The organism is Paenibacillus sp. YAF4_2 (assembly GCF_052113225.1).
Lineage (GTDB): Bacteria > Bacillota > Bacilli > Paenibacillales > Paenibacillaceae > Pristimantibacillus.
In genome coordinates, this window is the sequence record NZ_JBFRCT010000005.1 from 87,706 (window position 1) to 104,084 (window position 16,379).

General features: G+C 49.1%; 13 protein-coding genes. 9 read left to right on the top strand and 4 right to left on the bottom strand.

Going from position 1 to position 16,379, the window contains the following annotated elements; all coding sequences use genetic code 11:
* Positions 1–54 precede the first annotated feature (54 nt).
* Positions 55–930 (top strand): hypothetical protein, encoded by an 876-nt coding sequence (locus AB4Y93_RS13505; RefSeq protein ID WP_441892708.1) that lies wholly within the window; start codon positions 55–57, stop codon positions 928–930.
* A 777-nt stretch (positions 931–1,707) separates the two neighbouring features.
* On the opposite strand, the gene AB4Y93_RS13510 is transcribed toward AB4Y93_RS13505, so the two are convergent.
* Positions 1,708–3,219, bottom strand: a complete 1,512-nt coding sequence (locus tag AB4Y93_RS13510; protein WP_441892710.1) for a response regulator transcription factor — start codon at positions 3,217–3,219, stop codon at positions 1,708–1,710.
* Entirely contained in the window at positions 3,216–5,000 is a 1,785-nt protein-coding gene (locus AB4Y93_RS13515) for a cache domain-containing sensor histidine kinase (RefSeq protein ID WP_441892712.1), read from the bottom strand. Before AB4Y93_RS13515 ends, AB4Y93_RS13510 begins: the two co-directional genes overlap by 4 nt.
* Positions 5,001–5,134: 134 nt before the next feature.
* Here AB4Y93_RS13515 and AB4Y93_RS13520 point away from each other — a divergent pair, with 134 nt between their 5' ends.
* The 3 genes from AB4Y93_RS13520 to AB4Y93_RS13530 are packed head-to-tail and all read left to right on the top strand — an operon-like array spanning position 5,135 to position 8,635.
* Positions 5,135–6,034, top strand: a complete 900-nt coding sequence (locus tag AB4Y93_RS13520) for an ABC transporter permease (RefSeq protein WP_167278290.1) — start codon at positions 5,135–5,137, stop codon at positions 6,032–6,034.
* An 11-nt stretch (positions 6,035–6,045) separates the two neighbouring features.
* Positions 6,046–6,918 carry a carbohydrate ABC transporter permease gene (locus tag AB4Y93_RS13525; RefSeq protein WP_441892715.1) on the top strand — a complete coding sequence of 291 codons (873 nt, stop codon included), beginning with the start codon at positions 6,046–6,048 and terminating at the stop codon, positions 6,916–6,918.
* A gap of 31 nt (positions 6,919–6,949) precedes the next feature.
* Positions 6,950–8,635 carry an extracellular solute-binding protein gene (locus AB4Y93_RS13530; RefSeq protein WP_441892717.1) on the top strand — a complete coding sequence of 562 codons (1,686 nt, stop codon included), beginning with the start codon at positions 6,950–6,952 and terminating at the stop codon, positions 8,633–8,635.
* 77 nt (positions 8,636–8,712) lie between these two features.
* On the opposite strand, the gene AB4Y93_RS13535 is transcribed toward AB4Y93_RS13530, so the two are convergent.
* Entirely contained in the window at positions 8,713–9,246 is a 534-nt protein-coding gene (locus AB4Y93_RS13535) for a DinB family protein (protein WP_441892719.1), read from the bottom strand.
* Between the two features lie 67 nt (positions 9,247–9,313).
* On the bottom strand, positions 9,314–10,261 hold the full coding sequence (locus tag AB4Y93_RS13540; RefSeq protein WP_441892721.1) for a helix-turn-helix transcriptional regulator: 948 nt from the start codon (positions 10,259–10,261) through the stop codon (positions 9,314–9,316).
* A 259-nt stretch (positions 10,262–10,520) separates the two neighbouring features.
* Here AB4Y93_RS13540 and AB4Y93_RS13545 point away from each other — a divergent pair, with 259 nt between their 5' ends.
* Genes AB4Y93_RS13545 through AB4Y93_RS13565 form a run of 5 tightly spaced genes read left to right on the top strand, consistent with a single transcriptional unit; the run spans position 10,521 to position 16,364 of the window.
* The gene (locus AB4Y93_RS13545) at positions 10,521–11,741 is read left to right on the top strand and encodes an ABC transporter substrate-binding protein (RefSeq protein WP_441892723.1); all 1,221 of its coding nucleotides are present in this window, start codon (positions 10,521–10,523) and stop codon (positions 11,739–11,741) included.
* A 22-nt stretch (positions 11,742–11,763) separates the two neighbouring features.
* A complete protein-coding gene (locus AB4Y93_RS13550) occupies positions 11,764–13,569 on the top strand; it encodes an ABC transporter permease (RefSeq protein WP_441892725.1) in 1,806 nt (601 codons plus the stop codon).
* 2 nt (positions 13,570–13,571) lie between these two features.
* Positions 13,572–14,762 (top strand): ABC transporter ATP-binding protein, encoded by a 1,191-nt coding sequence (locus tag AB4Y93_RS13555; RefSeq protein ID WP_441892727.1) that lies wholly within the window; start codon positions 13,572–13,574, stop codon positions 14,760–14,762.
* Positions 14,734–15,498 (top strand): PHP-associated domain-containing protein, encoded by a 765-nt coding sequence (locus tag AB4Y93_RS13560; RefSeq protein WP_441892729.1) that lies wholly within the window; start codon positions 14,734–14,736, stop codon positions 15,496–15,498. The genes AB4Y93_RS13555 and AB4Y93_RS13560 overlap by 29 nt, the downstream gene beginning before the upstream one ends.
* A gap of 32 nt (positions 15,499–15,530) precedes the next feature.
* Positions 15,531–16,364 (top strand): MurR/RpiR family transcriptional regulator, encoded by an 834-nt coding sequence (locus AB4Y93_RS13565; RefSeq protein WP_441892731.1) that lies wholly within the window; start codon positions 15,531–15,533, stop codon positions 16,362–16,364.
* Positions 16,365–16,379: the final 15 nt, after the last annotated feature.

Here is a 16,379-nt window from a genome sequence, read left to right on the forward strand (position 1 = left end):
TGGCCTAACGCGGCCACTCAACAAATTGCAATTCTTTTTAGGAGGAAATCAGTAATGAAAAACAAGAACATAACGACAAAGTGGACCGTCCTGCTGAGCAGTACCGTACTTGCAGCTTGTCTATTGTCAGCGTGCAACGACAACAACAATTCGAATGTGAATGCATCACCGACGCCAAGCGCGACAGTATCGGCATCACCAACGCCAAGCGAATCGCCTGAAGCACAAACAAAACAAGGAAAAGGCGTGTTTGTCGGCTTGGCCGACTCCCATACGGTTGAGGTTACAGTGGATGGCGAGGCAGCTGCCTACCAGCTGGGAGAAGGAATGGATGAGGCGGTTAACACTCTGAAAGAAGGCGATAATGTTACCTTCGAGTATACCGAAGCAGCCATCGAAGGGGATGCGACAGCCAAGCTATTGACCATTACGAAGATTGAGAAATCGGCTGATAATACACCTGCGATAGAGCTTCCAGCTACGAAAGACTTCAAGTTCCAGCTGGAAGGCAATGAAGAGACCCGTACGGGTACACTTGCAAAAGGTGATGGTTATGCGCTGTATATTTTCGAACAGTTCAAATTCGATGCTGCAGCAGGCAAACTGATCATGAATGTCGACAACAACTATTATGTAGAGATCAGCAAGCTGCCGGAAGGCTTCAAGCTGGAGGATATTAAGGCAGATGGGGAAAAAGAGCTTGCTGCAGTAGGCGATGTGCAGAAGATTGATCCTAAGGATTCTAACTCGATGCTGGGTGACTTCGACCTGATGCTTAAAGCTTCCGGCGATAAGCTGACGAAAGAAGTTATCGTGAAGACGGTAGACGGCACAAGCTTCTTATTTAAAGTAAACATGCCGGTCGGTGAGCCTACCGAAGGCTTCGGTCCACTGGCGTTTGCTTCGATGGGTTCAATTGTAGGGCAATAAGGGTAATAGTAGATGAACAGCCTCCGGGGAGCAGCATGGTGCTCATCGGGGGCTGTTTTTTTGTGTGACTGGGCTCGTACGCGTCATTATGCTGCATAATGTGCAGTTTTAGCGAATGAGCTTCTTAATTATAGAGTAACTGATTGTACACTAATGGCGCGCTATCCGCTTCCGCCAACTAACTATGCTAAATAACTCGAGCTCCACTGCACGATATGCAGCATTTTCGGCTTAAATGACGGGTACGGTCATAATATCCTGCACCGAGTGCAGGATATCTCGGGAATATTGGTCAGAATGGACCGTTTGGAGAGGTATATGCTGCGTTCCGTGCAGGATAATCCTAGTTACTGGCCTGATACGCACCAATATGCTGCATAATGTGCAACATAGGCGGATGAGCTCATTAACCATAGAGTCACTGAATATGCAACGTATGCGATTGAGCTAGGGGCAGTTGGATTTCATCCAACGAAATGACAAGAAGATGTTGCATGCCGTAGCTGTGTTGGATTCCATCCAACGTAAATGAACAAACTGGTGGCGGAGTGAGCGAAATCGTTGGATTCTACTGTATAAAATCCAACGTACGAAAGATAAGGCAGTCCAGTAGGAGGAATACGTTGGACAAAATCCAACTACACGCGAAGAATGGGTTAGGTTAGGGAAGCAGCGAAAGTGCAGCACGAGCCCGAGAGCGAGTACAAGCACGCATGAGCGAGGGGCTCAAGTAAGTAAAAAGCGTTCAAGGAGCTTTCTTGCTCCTTGAACGCTTTGTTAATGATGCTGCCTGAACTCGCTCGGCGAGACTTGGAAGTGCTTCTTGAACACGCTCGAGAAGTAGGTGGAGTCGTCGAAGCCGACGGTCTGGCAAATCTCTGATATTTTCATATCGGTGTTCCGCAGCAGTACCTGTGCCTTCTGAAGCTTCAGCTTGGTAACATAACCGGTGAATGTCTCGCCGGTTTCTTTCTTGAACAATGTACTTAAGTAACTAGGGTTCAGGTGGATACATTCGGCTACCTGTTTGATGGATAGTTCGCTGTTCAAATAATGCTCTTCAATATAGTCAATCGCTTGCTGAATGCTGTTCACATAAGGATTGGCCTGCTGCTTCCACCGCTCGAGCCGGACTGTGAAATCGCGACAGGTATCCTTGAACCAGCACTGCAGTTCGCCGTTATTATGAAGCTGATCGATCATCTGCAGCAGCATGTCCACCGGTTTGCTTTGATTCGAGAATAGCCCGAGTACTTCAGAGATTTGATCCAGCACAAGGGTATGGTTAATCACGTTAAGCTTAACTTCAGTAAGCTGAAGAGCGCCCACTTTCTGGCCTATCTTCTCGAAATAATCCTGCAGCGCAAGATGATCGCCGGAGATAATTAATGACATTACTTCATTTTTCACAGCTTCAACCGCTTGATGTTTGTTGCTCTTAGCCTCAGGCTGTGGCATTCCCGCCGGCTGCACGCGATGCTCGCAATAGCCGGTATAGGCAGACATAAGAAGATGGATATCCGAGCTTGATCCAAGGAGAGTGCTCTCGATCTCGATACCGAGATACTCCCGAACGGCAACCGCTGCATTATCACGCCAAGATTCGGCTGCCTGTTCAGAGGAGGACAGCGACAGGATAAACTGGTCTTCCTTCAGAATAAGCAGCTTGGCCTCTGAATCCTCGCTGAAGGCTAGCTCCTGGATGATGTTATAGATCCCGTATTGCAGTACATACAGATCGTCGGCACGGTAGTTTTTCACTGCAGGGAAGTAGTCGGTTATCGTAATCAGCCACAGCTGGCTGCATTGGAACAGATGAACGAAATGAGAAGTCAGCTCCTGATTCATCTGATACTTGAGTAAGATAGAACGGAGCAGATGCTCCTTCGTAGTCTGCTGCTCCTTGCGTTTCACTCTCAGCCGCTTGAAAGCACTATCCAGAATGCCCGAAATATCTTCATCTGAACAGGGCTTGAGCAAGAAGTCCATAGCCCCATATCGTATAGCGGACTGCGCATATTGAAAGTCTTGAAAGCCAGTTATAATAATGAACAGCGTATCGAGGTTATGGCTGTGAATCCGCTCGGCGAGCTCAATCCCGTTCATAACCGGCATATGAATATCCATCAGAATAAGGTCAGGCTTCAGCTCCACGGCTTTTCTCCAGCCTTCTTCGCCGGTCTCTGCTTCTCCAATCACAGTCCAGTTCGCCATACTTTGGCTGATGAAAAACTTTAATCCTTCACGAAAATTAGGCTGATCCTCAACGATTAAGACAGTTCCCTTCATACGAATCCCTCCTTACTACTGATCGGTAAAATGTAACTGACAGTTGTTCCGACATCGACCCTGCTTACGAACTGCAAGCCGTAAGGTGCCCCGTACACAAGCAGAATCCGCCGCACCGCGTTATGAATACCTAGATGATTGCCGCTATGGATGTCCCGTTCACTGGCCGCTAATTTGCGCAGCATCTCGGGTTCAATACCTCTGCCGTTATCCGTTATATCTACTCTCAGATGATCCTGCTCCTGATAAGCATGGATTCGCAGCAGCTTCTTGTCCGCTTTTGTTTTATTGGCAAAAGCGTGGACAAAGACATTCTCAACCGCTGGCTGCAGAACCAGTCTTTGAATTTCCGTCGACAGCAGATGCTCGTCCGTCTGAATATCCAGCTCCAGCTCGGGATGGAACAGCTCCATCTGAATCTTTATATAGCTCCGAAGCTGCTCGAGCTCCTCCCGTAATGTGCTTGTCTGCTCGATAGGCTTCAAGGAATATTGCAGGATTTTGGACAGCGACTGGATGATGCCAGCTGTGTCCTTCACATTCTGGAGATAAAGCTTCCAGTAGATTTCGTTCAATATATTATATAGAAAATGCGGATTCAACTGCGCCTGAATTGCCCTCAGCTCGGCTTCCTTCTCCCGCAGCTGCTTCAGCAGCACCTCATCAATCAGCTTCTGAATATGGTCGGCCATATCGTTAAACGACTCTCCGAGAAAGGCAAGTTCATCCTTGGAGCGAACTTCGACACGGGCATTCATGTGACCTGAACGGAGCCGCCTCATCCCGGACACCAGATTGCCCAGAGGACGAAGCAGCCTGGTACTGGTGAGCGTCAGAAGCAGACTGGCCAGCAGAATACTGAACAGGCCGGATATGGCGATCGTCTTCAATATATCTGCGTTCCGCTTGTCCAGCGCATCGAGCCCTAAGCCGCTGATCAGCTTGAAGATACCGGAATCGGAAATGTTTTTTACAAACAGATAATTGCCTTGCTCGGTAGCTTGGACAACAGATGCCTGCTCATCCTCGTCGTGCTGCAGTGGAATGATTTCAGGCTTCGGCTCGGCGTAAGTATCGTCCTGATTCTGCTCGCTAAACAAAAGGCGGTCCTTGCGGTCAAGCAGATAGACAATGCTGTCATCTTGTCCAATATCGTCGATCACCTCGGAGAAAAAACCTTCGTCCAGCACCAGCACTAATATCCCGTACGTTTGCTGGAAGGTGCTTTTCATTTGGCGTGCCGCTATAATCATGTTCCTGTAACCACTTGGATCCGCTGTGCTCGGAAGCTTCAACCTGAACCAGGTCAACGCCCCGTTCGTCCCAGCCAGCTCTTGATTAATGAGGCTGCGGGTAGGCTGATCCAGCATCGAGACAGCTCCGAAATTCGCATTATAATAGCTTTCACCGCGCAGATTGTAGATGAACATCGCACGGACATGGGGTGCATCCAGCTTGGCCTGCGAGACCATTTCATACATGAGCTGAAGCTGTTCGACTTTATCTTCGTTTTTCAAGGAATTCGTCAGGATGGACACAACAGTAGGGTGGAAGACGATGGACTGCGAGACACGCTCCACCTCGTGAATATTCTGATTGATCCGCTGAAGCGCCTGCTTGTTATTTTGCAGAAATTGGCTTCGGATTTCCTCGCGGAACATCTTCTGATTGGACCGGTATACGATAATCCCGGTAATAGAGGAAGTGAGAATAACGATGAGCGACAAGCTGAGAATAAGCTTTACGACAAGACTTCGGGTTTGAAAAGGTAAGTTGAACATAGCTGCCGTCCTCCGTTAACACAAGATCTAATTTAAACAAAGGTTCCTCTAATTAAAGTTAAAGAAGTACATTTTGTAACCGGATACACTAGTTACAGGTCAAAGGTTAACAGAAACTCGAAAGGAGGGAAAACATGAAATCAGCATCTAAGTTCAAAAAAAATGTGCCTCTTCTGTTGATGTTCGCTCCGGCACTTGCATATTACTTGATTTTTAGATACTTGCCAATAGGAGGGCTGATCATCTCCTTTGAGAACTACAACTTCTTTGATGGGGTGTTCCACAGTCCTTGGGTAGGCTTTAAAAACTTCGAAATGCTATTCAGCAATGATAAAACGCTTCGGATTATATGGAATACACTTTGGCTGAGCGTGCTTAATCTGGTGGTAGGGTTCCCGGTACCGATTGTCCTGGCACTCATGATTAATAGCGTTAGACGTACATGGTATAAAAAATTCGTCCAGACAGTCGTTTATCTGCCCCATTTCTTCTCCTGGGTTATCGTAGGCGGCATGGTCATCACACTGTTCTCGATGGAATCCAGCTTCCTGAACCATTGGATTGAAGACAAATACGGCGAGCCGTATCCGTTCCTTTACAAAACCCTCTCCTGGGTCACGATCTTTGTAGGCTCCGGCGTGTGGAAGGAGATGGGCTTCAGCACCATTATTTATTTGGCAGCTCTTACATCCATTTCTCCAGCACTTTATGAAGCGGCTTCGATTGACGGGGCAAGCAAATGGAAACAAACCTGGAATGTTACGCTACCAGGAATTAGAGGCACAATCATCTTAGTGCTAATTCTCTCCATGGGACGAGTCTTAGAGGTTGGTTTCGATCAAATCTACAACCTTCGTAACGCAATGGTATCCGATATTTCGGAGGTTATTAGTACTTATATTTATACACTTGGTATTCAGGGCGGACAATTCAGCCTGACAACGGCATTAGGTCTGTTCGAATCGGTTGTAGCCTTTATTCTTATTCTGGCCGCAAATCTGTTGGCTAAGAAGTTCGATAACAATTTGTTCTGAGGTGAGCGAGGATGAGAGAATCTACTGGAGATAAAATAACAAGAATAGGGATTTCGGTTCTCCTGCTGCTCATTTCGATCTCGTGTCTGGCACCGGTGATCAACATTCTGTCCATTTCCTTCAGCGGCAAGCAGGCCGTTGAGTCAGGCAAAGTATTGCTCTGGCCCATCGATGTTACGCTGCAGAGTTATTCAGCTCTATTTGAAGGAACGCGGGTGCTGGCCTCACTTTGGAACGGGGTTGTTATGACAGTTGGCGGCGTCATCATCTCGATGGTCTTTACCATCTGTGCGGCTTATCCGCTGTCGAAAGGCTATTTCTACGGCAGAAGAACCTTTACGCTGATGCTGCTGTTCACGATGGTCTTCACCGGCGGCTTAATTCCTACTTATCTGGTTGTGAAGAGCCTGGGTCTGATAGACTCGTATTGGTCGATTTGGATGCCAGGGGCGGTCAGCACGTATAATATGCTCATTATGCGTTCTTACTTTGAAGGCATTGAACCGGAGATTGAAGAGGCGGCACGAATTGACGGCTGTAAGGAAATGACACTGTTATTCAGGATTATTCTTCCTTTGTCCATGCCGGTCATTGCAACACTAGTCCTGTTCTATGGCGTAGGCTATTGGAACAATTTCATGAACGTACTCATTTATATCAACTCGACCGAAAAATATACAATTACCGTTCTTATTCAGCAGATGATTGCAAGTCAGTCCTTGCTGACCGAATCGCTTGCGAATGATACGACTGCCCTGGAACTTGTGCCTGAAGGAATCAAGTCGGCCGGTATCATTGTACTGATTCTGCCAATGGTTCTAATCTATCCGTTCTTGCAGAAGTATTTTGTCAAAGGCGTCATGCTTGGGTCTGTGAAAGGTTAACTTTACATTATGGCGATGGGGGAATAGATATATGGTAAAGATGACGAAGAGAAATGCTTTAATAGCAGGTGCATCGTTAACACTGCTTGCGGTTCTGGCAGCTTGCGGAAATAATGACAATGCGAATAACAGTGCACAGTCGGGCGACAGTGGCAGCGGTAAAAAGCCAACGATCAGCGCAACGGTATACGACCGTGGATTGATTGCAGCGTCCGAAGGCACGATGGAGAAAAACCGCTGGACCAAGTGGATTAACGAGAACGGTCCAACGAATGTGAAATTTACGGCTGTTCCACGGACAGAGTCAAAGCAAAAGCTGAATACACTGTTTGCATCCGGCAGTGCACCGGATCTGATCTTCGAATTCGACCCAAATATTAAGAACCCGCTATATGATCAGAAGCAGCTTATGCCGCTGGACGATATGATCAACCAATACAGCACGACTTACAAGAAGCTTCTGGAGGACAATCCGGCTCTGAAATCAGCAGCTACCAAGTCGGACGGGAAGATGTATGAGTTCGGCAAGTTAAATGAAGCAATTCCGCAGAATGTTATCGTTATTCGCCAGGACTGGCTGGACAAGCTGAAATTAACAACTCCGAAAACAACCGAGGAGCTGTATCAGGTGGCGAAGGCATTCGCCGAGCAGGACCCGGATGGCAATGGCCAAAAGGATACGTATGGCTTGAATATCGGCCCAGGTATTACGGATATTTTCGGGGGAACTGGCTTGAATAATTCCTATGTTGACGAGAGCGGTAAGCTGGTGCGTACATGGGATAACTTCGAGCAATATATTGCTTTCGCTAAACAACTGTATGATGAAGGAATTATTGATAAAGACTTTATTACCGACAACAACGGAGCAAAGGCTCGCCAGGACTTCCTGAACGGGAAGACAGGCATCTATTTCGTACAGGCAAACACGAACATGTGGAACCGTCTGTGGATTACGGATTATGCGACGTTGAAGGCAAATGTACCAGGAGCAGATCTTGAGATTGTACCAAATCCAAAATCTCCGCTTGGCCAGTACACAGTCTGGATTAACAATCCGGTGCAGCTGACAGCGGTTGTGAATCGCAATGCCAAGGATCCAAAAGCGATTATGGAATATGTCGACTTCCTGTCAACACCAGAGACTGGCAGAACACTGACAAACGGCATTGAGGGCGAGCATTGGCAAGCAGGGGCAACCGGCTGTCCGAATCCAATTGATCAAGAGAAGAACAAGACCGAGCTAGGCTACCTGGGTCAAGACTATAATATGATCTTCTCGGTTGTAAGCGGCGGCAAATGTTCGTTCATCGCAAGCAGCTTTAATCCGGATAAGCCGGATGAGAAGCTCGCGAAGGATAAGTTCAAGGAAAACATGGAAATTCTCTATAACATGATTGATCAAGGTGCCAAGTTCCCTGGCCTGACACACGTAGAGCATTTGCCTACTGTTCCGCAAGACCTGCTGGTGGACCAACAGAATGCGAATACTGAGATCGGCAACCTCACCACGAAAGCGATTGTAAGCGGCGCAAGCTATACACCTGAAAAGGCTATAACCGAGATGCAAGGCCTTTGGAAGAAATACAATGGTGAAAAGATTGATGCGTTCTACCAAGAATGGTATACCGCGAATAAAGATACCGTGCTGATGCCAGATGATATTTTCCAGATCGTGAAGGATCAGAAGACAATTCAAGAAGATATCTTGAAATAGGATAGCTTGAAACAAACAGCCCCCGGGAGCGTGATGCTCTCCGGGGGCTGTTTGTTTCACAGCATGGTTGATTGCCTTTAGATTCCAAGGGTTCTCAATCGTTCCAGCTGCAAGAAATGATGTCTGTAATGCATCTCTACTAAAAAAAACCACTCTGCAGCGTTTAATGCTCCGAAATTGGGATGGGGGATTGTATTTTCTTGAGGTGCTTGAGCTAATGCGGGTTCAGTACGTCTCATCCTTTCCAATACACCTTGAAGTCCTTCAATTAGCTGCTCTTTGCTCTCTGGCTGCTGTGGGGTGTACTGCGGAGAAGCTGGGACCCGTATCCGAATGGGCGGAAAGCTTCCAAGCTCAAAGGCTTTCTTGCCGTTCTCTGTTTTTTCCTCTGTGCCCACCGATACCGCATCGTTTCCTGCTATGCATTGATCAACATTATGAAGATGCATGTTTCGAGCCGATTGAATCAAATGGACATACATTTGTCCGATTGACCATTCATCCTCGCTTGGCTTTGCGAGTAATTGCCCCATACTGAAGTCACCCAGTTCATCTATATACCGTTCAACCGCTGCTTCGAACGCCTGCAATGCTTCCGTTGTGCTTCTCATATCAATAACACTCCTCATTTGTTTCGGGATAACTCCACTATAAAAAAACGCTACTGACAACAGTATGTCAGTAGCGTTTTAACATTTTTTCGGCTACTTCCCGAATGCGGCGGCGTAACGATTCCGGTTCCAGCACCTCGACATGATCTCCCCAGCTGAGGATAAGCTGCAGCAGCTCCTCCGGTGTTCTAACGCGGAAGCGGACCAATAGACCATCCTTGTGCTCCTCGACTGATTCGATATAAAAACTACCGGTCTCCGCGATTTTATCGGCGATTTCCGGATTGGCCCGAATCAGCACATGCTCATTGCGGTCATCCCGCGGGCGGTAGTGGCTCAGGTTAAACCCGAGCGGCAAGGTAAATGGTTTGTCCAGCACGGCTAGTTCTGTCATACGCGACAACCGGAAATGACGGATGTCCTGCCGCAGGTCGCAGTGCCCGATTAACATCCAATGGCCTTGAACGAGCGCTAGTCCGTACGGAGCGACCTCGCGCTTGCTCTCCCGATTGCCATCCGGCTCTGGTGTGTTTTTCTTGTACGAAAAGCTTATTTTTCGCCGCTCCAAGATGGCACGTCGAGCTAGACCGAGATTGTCCTTTTCCCTTAAGCCGGTTTTTGGTTCGCCAGCGTGAAGAAGCCGCATCGTTTCCCGAACGCGCGTTGATTCCTCCCGCACCAGCTCCGGCAGAATAGCTTCAATTTTACTCCTGGCAGCCTTAGCCACTCTTCCGTAATCGCCATCCAGCCGCTGTTCGATAAAGTCTGCACCCATGAGCAGGGCTACCGCTTCTTCAGCCGAGAACCCAATTGGAGGTAGAAAATATCCTTCCATTAAGGAATAGCCATGACCCGGAGCTCCAAAGATCGGAACTCCCATTTCGCTCAGAGCTTGAATATCTCGATAGATGGTCCGTACGCTTGTCTCAAATAGAGAAGCCATATCTTCGGCTCTCAATATCTTGTTCCGCTGCAGTTCAAGCATGATGGCAAGCTGCCGATCGGTTTTGTTCATTTCTTTTCCTCCGGTGATCCATATAAGGCCATTATAGTGGAAAGAATCCAAGGTATGAAGCAGAGAGCATGGTTCTTTTTACTCCTCGGAATGAAGAAAAACTTTCATAACGTGAAAAATAATAGTTTTTTACTAAAACTCCACATAGCCGTAACATGCCACTTACAAATGAGCACTATGATCTTTCTTGAGAGAACAAACATACGAGGATGAGGCCATAACCATAGAGAGCCCATCTATCTAGGAGGAAGTTATCCTTATGCTCATGTCGAAGAAGAAGCCAGCTCTGGTCCTGCTTACGGTCGTATCCGCTATGACGATCATGTCCGCTTGTGGGGACAACAAAAGCTCGAACACGTTATCAAACGCGGTACCAGCTAACACAGAAAACAGCACCAATGCGAATGCCTCGGCGGCACCAGCCGAACAGTCCACTGCTCCAGCAGCAGAGTCGCTTGATGAACTATATGCGAAGGCGAAGGAAGAAGGCAAAGTGATTGTCTACTCCACCTCCGGCCGTGCGAACGATGCAGCCGAGACCTTCATGAAGCAATACCCGGAGATCAAAGTGGAAGTGAGCAAGGTCAAGTCCGACGAGATGATGGACAAGGTGACGAAGGAGCAGGACGCAGGACAGTTTAACCCGGACGTTATTATTACGAAGGAAGTAAGCGGAGCGGTGGAAGAAGAGATGGTTATGCAAGGCCGCTACCTCAAATACCTGCCGGAAGAAATCGCACCAATGGTGGATGAGCCTTACCGCACACAAGCAGAAGCTTATGCCAACTATGTGGAATTCCGCACGCTTTTCTATAACGAGTCTACATACTCGGCACCTCCTGTTACAAACTGGTGGGATCTGACGACTCCAGAGTTCAAGGGCAAAGTGTACACAGCTGATCCGCTCAGCTCCCCAGCTTTCATGGACTTGTTCACGACTATGGTCATCAATAGTGACGACATGGCGGCGGCTTACAAAGAGAAGTTTGGTAAAGATCTCGTCTTGAACGGGACGGAAAATGCCGGCTACGAGTTCATCCAAGAGCTGTTCGATAACGGTCTGATCGTCCTTAAAGGCAGTGATGATGTACTTGATGCGATTGGCAAAACAAAAAGCGACGCCCTCGGCCTAGCCGTATCCGGCGACGTATCGAAGAACGAAGAGAACGGCTGGACGATCGCGCCGATCTACGATATTAAGCCAAAGACGTCCGTTCCGGACTCCGGCTATTTCTTTATTGCGAACAAAGCACCGCATGAAGCGGCTGCGAAGCTGTTCATCCGTTGGATGATGGGCGAGAAGGACGGCACGGGCGCTGGCCTTGATCCGTTCAACGAAGTAGGCTCATGGGTTCCGCGTTCCGATGTGAAGACGAAGAATGACATCTCATTCGAAGACCTGAACCTGTGGCTGTTCGACGGCGATAAGCTGTACAACACAGCTCCGAAAGTACGTGACTTCTGGATTAAACAAAAATAATGGCAGCAAGGTGGAGAGAGAATTGGCGCAGCGAACACGATTCCATAACCAAGCCCGAAACTGGCTGGCGAATCCCGTTCATCTGATCGGGATCGCCGCCCTCCTCTTTTTGGCGTATACGATTGTATGGCCTGTCCTGAAAATCATGTATACGACCTTCATATGGAGACAGCAGGATGTCCGTCTGACGGGTGAAGCGAATCCGGGACATTTCACGCTGTATCATTGGGACCGCGTTCTGGCCAGCGATATGAGCATGAACTTGTTTTATAAGCCGATCTTGAATTCGCTTGGCGTCGGCTTCGCCGTCTCTGCGCTCTCCATGCTGATTGGATGCGGGCTTGCGTGGCTGGTGGTCAGAACGAATATCCCTTGGAAAAAGACAATCTCTTTCCTCGCGGTTATTCCGTATCTGCTGCCTTCGTGGATTATTTCGCAAGCGTGGCTCACCTTCTTCAAAAATGGCAAAATCGGCGGGACACCCGGCATTCTTGAAGCACTTGTCCATGTGTCTCCACCGGATTGGCTGTCTTACGGTTTTGTACCGATTGTGGTTTCCCTGTCGATTCACGACAGTGTGTTCTTCTTCCTGATCGTTGGGGCGGCGTTAAGCTCGATGAACAGTCAACTGGAGGAAGCGGCTAATGTGTCGGGGGCGAAAAGGATGACGATCCTGCGGCGAATTGTTTTCCCGCTTGTGATGCCGTCGATCCTGTCGGGGTTCATCCTTATTTTCACCAAGGCGATTAGCTCCTACGGGGTTCCGGCGTTGCTTGGCACGCCTGTGAACTTCTATATGATCTCGACGATACTGTATTCCAGTATGCGTTCCCGGCTGACTACTGAAGCGAATGTCCTTAGCCTGACGCTTATGATCATCTCGATCTTGACGATTTATTTGAACCAGAAGGTGATCGGAAGACGGCGCAGCTTCGTAACCGTCACGGGCAAAGACAGCGCCAGAACATTAACGTCCCTTGGACGCTGGCGTTACCCGGCGGCGAGCGCGACTACCATCGGAATGATCATCATCTCCGTTGTCCCGCTGCTTGTACTGCTGATTCAATCCTTCATGCTGAAGGAAGGCAATTATTCGCTGAGCAACCTAACGATGCACTACTGGTGGGGCGGCTCCGATCCGGACATTAATACGGGGGAGAAGGGCGTCCTGCAAAATCCTATTTTCATGCTTGCGCTGAAAAACTCTCTGAAAATCGCAGGGGTAGCATCCATTATTGCTGCCGTTATTGGACTGATCTTAGGCTACGTGGTAGCCCGGGGCAGACAGACCTGGCTGGGGCGGGCAGTGGATCAAGTATCCTTCCTGCCCTATCTCATTCCGGGCATCTCGCTTGCCGCAATCTATATCTCGATGTTTGCGAAGCCAACCTTTATTATTCCGGCCTTATACGGAACAGTGACGCTCTTGATCTTAATTACCGTTGTGAAGGAGCTACCATTCACCGTGAAGGCGGGCAGCGCCTCGATGATGCAGATCGGCAAGGAGTTGGAGGAAGCAGCGCAGATCAGTGGAGCCTCCTGGTTCACACGGTTCCGAAGGATTTTGCTGCCGCTTAATCGCAAGAGCTTAGTGTCGGCATTTCTCCTCGTCTTCATCGGTGCGATGAAGGAGATGGAGCTAATCATCATGCTTATCACACCACGAACAGAGACGCTGACGACGATTACCTTTTACTATGCCGAAAAAGGCTATGAGCAGCTGACCAACGTCATTCTGATGATCATCATTGCGATTGTCATTACGGTATATTTCCTCGCCGTGAAGTTCGGCAAAGCCGATCTAACGCAAGGGATTGGAGGACAATGAACATGAATGCAATCGAACTGCAAGGCATCCGCGTTGCGCTGGATGGGAAGCAGGTTCTTCAAGATATTGATCTTACCATTAAACAAGGGGATTTCATGACCTTCCTTGGTCCTTCTGGCTGTGGCAAAACAACGCTGCTCCGCACCATCGCCGGGCTCCAGCATGCCGATGCCGGGACAATCACGATCAGTGGGCGCGAGGTAGCGAACGGGGAGAAACGGTTCCATATGGAGCCGTCGGCTAGAAGGCTGAGCCTTGTTTTTCAAAGCTATGCGTTATGGCCGCATATGACCGTATTCGAAAATGTCGCGTTTGGCCTGCAGGTGCGGAAGCTGGCGAAAGCCGAAATTCGGCGGAGTGTGGAAGCTGCGCTGGATAAAATGCGAATCGCCGAGCTTGCCGCGCGTTACCCAAGTGAGCTGTCCGGTGGACAGCAGCAGCGGGTTGCTATTGCGAGGGCGATCGTAACAGAGCCAGATATTTTGCTGCTGGATGAGCCGTTATCTAATCTGGATGCCAAGCTGCGCGTTGAGATGCGCGCCGAGCTGAAACGGCTCCATCAGGAGCTGAACACGACGGTGATTTACGTAACACATGACCAGCATGAAGCGATGACGTTGTCGACGCAGGTCGCGGTATTTTTCGGCGGACAGATCGTGCAATTAGATAAGCCGCGTCAATTGTATAAACATCCGAAGACGCTGCAGGTTGCCGAGTTCATCGGTAATGGAGGCATGCAGATGAACCAGCTGGAAGGGGTCATCCGGACAGGAGGCGGAGTCTGGGGACGACACCGGCTGGAGACACCAATCGCTGTTATGCCGCTGGCGGAGGGCGATGGCGTGAACGAAGGTCTGGAAGAAGGACAGGAAGTTGTCCTGACGATAAGGCCCGAGGATATCAAGCTGTATGAGACGAACCAACCGGGGAGCCTTGGTGTAAGTGTATCGGCAGTATTTCCATCCGGAGCGGAGACGTTGGTACAGCTGGATACCGGAGGGTGGCAGCTTATGGCCCGTGTGATCGGGGAGACCGAATACGAGCCGGGAGATACTTTGTTCGCGGTGCTGCGTGAGCAGCAGATGAATGTATACGACAAGAAGACAGGCGTTCTAATGGAATTAAGCTACGCAACTACTAACAACCAACTGGGGGAATCAAGTCATGAAGATCGACTTTCATATTCACGTTAAACTTTCGAAAAAAACCAATTTCGAGATCGAGCATTTCAACAGCATGATTAATGAAGCAAAAGCACATGGTCTCGACGCTATTACGCTCACCGAGCACTTCAACACGCACCGCTTCGAGGACGTATACGGCACACTTGATCAGCTCTACCCATGTAATAACCACTATTATAATGTAGACGGTTTTAAACTCTTCACAGGTATGGAAGTCGATGTAGCCGAAGGCGGCCATATCCTCGTCAGCGGACCAAAGGATAAATTACTTGAAGTACATGCGGTACTGAAGGAGAATCATCTGACAGCTGATCGTTTTATCGGCCTGGAGCAATTGTTCGACCTCTGCCATCCACGTGGCCTCATGGTCATCGGCGGCCATCCATTCCGTGAATCCAACCATTTGTATCATATCGATAAGGAACTGCTGAAACGCTTCGACGCGTTTGATTTAAACGGAAAAGATCTTTATGAGATTGGTATCCAGGAAAATATCGCGAAAGTACTGACGCTTGGCGAAGAGCTTGGTGTTCCAGTTATCGCAGGAAGTGACGCGCACCAGATGTTCCAAGTAGGCTGTGTTCATAACGATTTTGCAGGAAACTTTGAGACCGTGGCTGAGTTGAAGGAAGCGATCCGTGCCGGCGGATACAAACGTGTGATCTCGCCAAACCTCAATCTACAAGTTCGCACGGCGAACTACGTGAAGAAGCTGCTGAAGAAGAAAGTTGAAGTAGTAGTCTAACAGGGAGCGGACGGGGGAGAGGTACAGTGGCTATGATGCTATTTGATGAAACGAAGCTGACCCGCGGCCATCAACGGATCGCGGATTATATAAGTAAGAACATGGACGACGTACCGTTCATGGTAGAAGAAAATATCGCAGCAGCCTGCGGCGTAAGTATCTCCACCGTCTCTCGCTTCTGGGCTGAAGTAGGCTCGAAGAATCTGAAAGAATTCAAGCAGCGCGTCAAAGACGAGGCGCTGCTTTCTCCTGCTCGGAAGCTGCAGTCTGCTTTTGATAAAGTAGGCGGAGAAAGCGGTGCAGCTGCTAATGTGCTGGGTGTGGCAGATTACCTTCAACAATCCGCTGATCGTATCGATCAGGAGTCGTTCGATGCTGCTGTAGGATTATTGGCTGAAGCGGGAACCGTCCATATCTACGGGCCTGGATCTGCTGAATGCTTAACCGCATTAATGGACTTTAGATTATCTCGCTTCGGCGCGGACGTTCGCCGCTTAGATCGCGGTGGCCATGAGCTATTCGAAAGCATGGTACCAATCAAGCCACAGGACGTCATCGTCATCTTCGGCTTCGTCTCCGAATCCCCAGAGATGGCCGTGCTTCTCGACTTCGCCCACGACCGCGGCTGCCGCACCCTCCTCATCACCGACCTCGCCGTCAGCCCCATGCTCGCCAAAGCCGACATCTCCCTCTTCACCGCCCGCGGCCAGCTCTGGGAGTTCCACTCGATGGTGGCGCCGATTGCCGTCATCGAGGCGCTGATTGTCGCGGTAGGGAAAGAGCGGGAGCAAGCTGCGCTTGCTGGGAGTGAGGAGCTGCACCGGTTGAGGCGGAAGTATTCGAAGGTGCTGCCGAAGCGGGTTTGAGGGCAAAAGTGATAA

Coding starts and splice junctions, on each gene's coding strand:
- AB4Y93_RS13505 (WP_441892708.1), top strand. CDS start 55: ATGAAAAACAAGAACATAACGACAAAGTGGACCGTCCTGCTGAGCAGT.
- AB4Y93_RS13510 (WP_441892710.1), bottom strand. CDS start 3,219: ATGAAGGGAACTGTCTTAATCGTTGAGGATCAGCCTAATTTTCGTGAA.
- AB4Y93_RS13515 (WP_441892712.1), bottom strand. CDS start 5,000: ATGTTCAACTTACCTTTTCAAACCCGAAGTCTTGTCGTAAAGCTTATT.
- AB4Y93_RS13520 (WP_167278290.1), top strand. CDS start 5,135: ATGAAATCAGCATCTAAGTTCAAAAAAAATGTGCCTCTTCTGTTGATG.
- AB4Y93_RS13525 (WP_441892715.1), top strand. CDS start 6,046: ATGAGAGAATCTACTGGAGATAAAATAACAAGAATAGGGATTTCGGTT.
- AB4Y93_RS13530 (WP_441892717.1), top strand. CDS start 6,950: ATGGTAAAGATGACGAAGAGAAATGCTTTAATAGCAGGTGCATCGTTA.
- AB4Y93_RS13535 (WP_441892719.1), bottom strand. CDS start 9,246: ATGAGAAGCACAACGGAAGCATTGCAGGCGTTCGAAGCAGCGGTTGAA.
- AB4Y93_RS13540 (WP_441892721.1), bottom strand. CDS start 10,261: ATGAACAAAACCGATCGGCAGCTTGCCATCATGCTTGAACTGCAGCGG.
- AB4Y93_RS13545 (WP_441892723.1), top strand. CDS start 10,521: ATGCTCATGTCGAAGAAGAAGCCAGCTCTGGTCCTGCTTACGGTCGTA.
- AB4Y93_RS13555 (WP_441892727.1), top strand. CDS start 13,572: ATGAATGCAATCGAACTGCAAGGCATCCGCGTTGCGCTGGATGGGAAG.
- AB4Y93_RS13560 (WP_441892729.1), top strand. CDS start 14,734: ATGAAGATCGACTTTCATATTCACGTTAAACTTTCGAAAAAAACCAAT.
- AB4Y93_RS13565 (WP_441892731.1), top strand. CDS start 15,531: ATGATGCTATTTGATGAAACGAAGCTGACCCGCGGCCATCAACGGATC.